Annotated in this window: 2 protein-coding genes; both read right to left on the bottom strand. The window is 65.5% G+C overall.

Annotated features, from left to right (window positions below):
* The coding region (locus tag AC1DYR_RS22245; RefSeq protein ID WP_477706988.1) for an autotransporter outer membrane beta-barrel domain-containing protein at positions 1–1,542 on the bottom strand (1,542 nt) is incomplete at its 3' end.
* Positions 1,543–1,554: 12 nt separating this feature from the next.
* Positions 1,555–1,828 (bottom strand): hypothetical protein (locus AC1DYR_RS22240; RefSeq protein ID WP_477706987.1); only part of this gene is annotated, 274 nt, incomplete at its 5' end.

Below are 1,828 nucleotides of genomic sequence, written 5' to 3'. Positions count from 1 at the left end.
GGCGGTGCCGCCGCCCGCGCCGTTGTCGGCAAACACATTGCCGCTCAGCGTGCTGCCGCTGTACAGGCCGAAGTTCTGCGGCGCAGGTGGTGCGCCCACGATGCTGAACTGGATCACACCGGTGGGGTTCTGCGTACCGATGAAGCCGGCGGGATACGCAGCCGCGATGTCGCTCAGCGTGTTGTTGCCGTCCACGATCAGGCAATAGTTACCCTGCTGTATGTTGGTGAAGCCGTAGGCGCCGGTGGTSAGRTTGACCGASGCAGCCRCSGTGGCSGGMCCSGTGCASRYGCCGCCCGWGMGYGGCGYMAGCTTGACCCACARKGCGCTSGCKCCGCCTATKCCRGCCTCRCCYGCGTCCAGGTTGCTGTTGTGGTTGCCGTCTGCGTACAACGTGCCCGCTACGGTCTGGGGCGTGGGTGTCAGGGTCAGCGTGCAGGTGATCCGGTCACCCGTCTGGGGCGTGAGGGTAAAACTGGTGCCAGCACCGCTGGGCAACACAGTGTTCGTTCCCCCGAAAGCGGCGGCGCCCGGTCCACTGTTGCTGCAGGCCATACTGCCGGTATAAGCAGACAGCAGCGATGCGCTGCCCGCAGCCATCACCGCATTCAGCGTGATGTTGTTGGTGCCAATGATCGATGCAGCGCCAGTGGTTGCTGTAGTGCTCGCGCCGGTGGATGTGACACTTGTCACCGGCGCGGCAGGTGTGGTGTACCCCACCGCGGCGGTGAACTGGTCAGCCGGGTATTGGCGCCCGGCAATGCTGAGGTTGAACGTGACCGGGGGCAGTGCGATGGCGAACAATGCCGCCTGCGACCCGGTCAGGGCAGCGGAGACCTGTGTCGGGTTTTGTGTGCCCAGCACCACGGAGCCGTTGTAACTGGTGGAGTTCGCGGTGGGCGCCGTCAAGTTGACGACCGTGGTCCCGACGCCGGACAACACGACGGGGGCGCCGGTATAACTGGTGTAGCCGATCACATTCTCGATAAGGCTCCAGTTCGCCGTGCTTGTATAAACGATTCTTTCAGCGGCCTGGTCGGTGTTTTCGCCGTCGGCTGCGAACATCGAGAAAGTACGGCTGTTGCCTGACGCGTCTTTCATCACCAGTGACGACAGCGTGGCCGTGCCCACCCCCGTCTGGCTGAGCCAATACATGGAAGGGGCCCCGGTGATGCCGTTATAGGCGCCGTGCCCGAAAGCGCCGCCGCCGGTCCAGGCGGGCGAAGCGGCAGCGGACATTGTGGTGGTCCCGCTGCGCTTGACCGCTGTGGTCAGTGTGCCAGCGCCGTTGGGCAGAGTGAAGGTGAAAGCCTGGCCGCCGGCCGTGCCCGCCACCGTGTTGTCATAGCCGGTGAAATCGAGCCACCACAGGCTTTGCCCAAAAGTGCCCGTGGTGGCATAAGAGCCGCCCGCGGCCAGCGCCAAGCCTGTCCAGGTTCCCAGCACAGCCGCAGTCAGAGGGAGCAGGATTTTTCCGCAGCGCCGGTGCCGCCGCGCGAAAGCCACAGGAAGCGGCAGGTCGTGCGTCATGGGTGTGGCCATGTGCGCGCCCCGCTACTGATCGACCTTGACACGGTAAGTGACGACAATCTGGGCCCCGGAAGCCAGCGAGCCGGTGAAGGTCCACTTCAGCGCCCCTTGCGCGTTCACGGCCGGCTGCGTCGTCACGACACAGCCCGTGATACCCGTCGGCAGCACGCCCGGGCAGGCGGTGGAGACGAAGCCGGTGAACGCCGGGGTCGCGTCGCTCACAAACAGCGTGGACAGCGCCTGCGTGCCGTTGTTGGTGGCCGTCAAGGTGTACTGCAGCGTGTCGCCAGGGTTGGCG

It is taken from the genome of Polaromonas sp. P1_F9, from assembly GCF_056405615.1.
Note: the sequence above shows the minus strand (reverse complement) of the source record. Positions and strands in the feature narration are given on the sequence as shown.